At 74.5% G+C, this 1,886-nt stretch carries 1 protein-coding gene; it reads left to right on the top strand.

Translation table 11 applies throughout. The annotated features are described in order from the left end of the window. Positions 1 to 147 precede the first annotated feature (147 nt). On the top strand, positions 148 to 1,662 hold the full coding sequence (locus tag ACWGIU_RS36950; protein WP_453712447.1) for a DUF7059 domain-containing protein: 1,515 nt from the start codon (positions 148 to 150) through the stop codon (positions 1,660 to 1,662). Positions 1,663 to 1,886: the final 224 nt, after the last annotated feature.

A 1,886-nucleotide genomic window follows, 5' to 3' on the forward strand; every position in this document is an offset into this window, starting at 1 on the left:
CCGTTCGCCCGGGCCGCCCGCACGGGGGGGGTGTCGGGGCGTCCGGCGCGCAGGGGGGCCGTGGCCCGGGACGGGGCCGCGGCCGCCCTTTCGTCCCTCCGGGCCCGGGTGATCGGCAGAACGGGTCCCAGCGGACACAATGGACGCGTGAGTACCACCAGCCTCCCCAAGCCCGACCGCGCCCCCGAGCTCCGCGCCGCCTTGCTCGCGGCCGGTTTCACCGCCGACGGGCTGCTCGACCTGCTCGGCGCCCCCGCCTACGCCGCGCTGGCCCGCAGCGAGACCGTCCCAGCCCTGCGCGCCACCCGAGGCCCGGGCGACGGAGCGCTCGCGAGCCTGGTCCGGCTGTTCCTGCTCCAGCAGCCGGAGCCGTACGTGCACGCCGCGCAGGCGCTGCCCGTCGAGGCGGCGCTGGCCGACGGCTGGCTGCGCCTGGAGGGCGACGAGGTGCACGCCACCGTCGACGTACGCCCGTACGGCGGCCCGGACGGCGAGGACTGGTTCATCGTCTCCGACCTCGGCTGCTCCGTCGGCGGGGCCGGCGGGATCGGCAGCCGCGAGGAGGGCGTGGTCCTCGGCGTCGGCGGCGCCTCCACCACCCTGGCCGGGATCACCGTCCGCACCCCGGTCGGCTCCGCCCTCGACGTCGGAACCGGATCCGGAATCCAGGCGCTGCACGCGTCCCGGCACGCCACCCGGGTCACGGCCACCGACGTCAACCCCAGGGCCCTGGAATTCACCCGTTTGACGCTGGCCCTGTCCGGGGCCCCGGAGGCCGAGCTGCTCACCGGCTCGCTGTTCGAGCCGGTCGGCGAGGCCACGTACGACCTCATCGTGTCGAACCCGCCGTTCGTGATCTCCCCCGGCGCCCGGCTGACGTACCGGGACGGCGGTATGGGCGGCGACGACCTGTGCCGGACCCTGGTCCAGGAGTCCGGCGCGCGGCTCAACCGGGGCGGGTACGCGCAGTTCCTCGGCAACTGGCAGCACGTGGAGGGCGAGGACTGGCGCGACCGCCTGCGCTCCTGGGTGCCGCGCGGCTGTGACGCCTGGATCGTGCAGCGTGACGTGCAGGACGTGACGCAGTACGCGGAGCTGTGGCTGCGCGACGCGGGCGACCACCGGACCGACCCCGCCGAGTACACGCGGCGGTACGAGGACTGGCTGGACGAGTTCGACGCCCGCGGGACCAAGTCCGTCGGCTTCGGGTGGATCACCTTGCGCCGGACGGACGCGGCCGAGCCCTCGATCGTGGTCGAGGAGTGGCCCCACACGGTGGAGCAGCCCCTCGGCGAAGCCGTCCTGGCCCACTTCGCGCGCCAGGACTACCTGCGGCAGCACGACGACGCGGCCCTGCTGGAGGCTCATTTCGCGCTGGCCGAGGAAGTCGTCCAGGAGCAGGTCGGCGCACCCGGCGCGGAGGATCCGGAACATGTCGTACTCCGGCAGAACCGCGGAATGCGGCGCGCCACCAAGGTCGACACGGTCGGCGCCGGCTTCGCCGGAGTGTGTGACGGCTCACTGAGCGCGGGCCGGATCCTCGACGCGATCGCGCAGCTGATGCAGGAGGACCCGATCGTGCTGCGGGACCGCACTCCGGAAGCCATCCGGCTGCTGGTCGAGCAGGGCTTCCTGGACCCCGTGGCGGGCCCCGCGCGGTAGTCGGCCCCGGGATGTAACCCGGGGTTCGCCCGCTGTATCCGTACGGCTGCCAGTCTCCTGCGCAGGGGGATCCGGGGGGATCCCGAGAGCGGCCCGGGGGTGAGGGGAAGCGGCGCGGAAAGCGGCCCGGCGATCTTCGCGACGGTCGTGTTCCCGCTGTTCGGGGCCGCTCTGCAGGCCTGACGGGGGCGCGTGGCCCGCCACCGCGTGACGGTGGCGGAGGC

Source organism: Streptomyces sp. NPDC054840 (genome assembly GCF_053611065.1).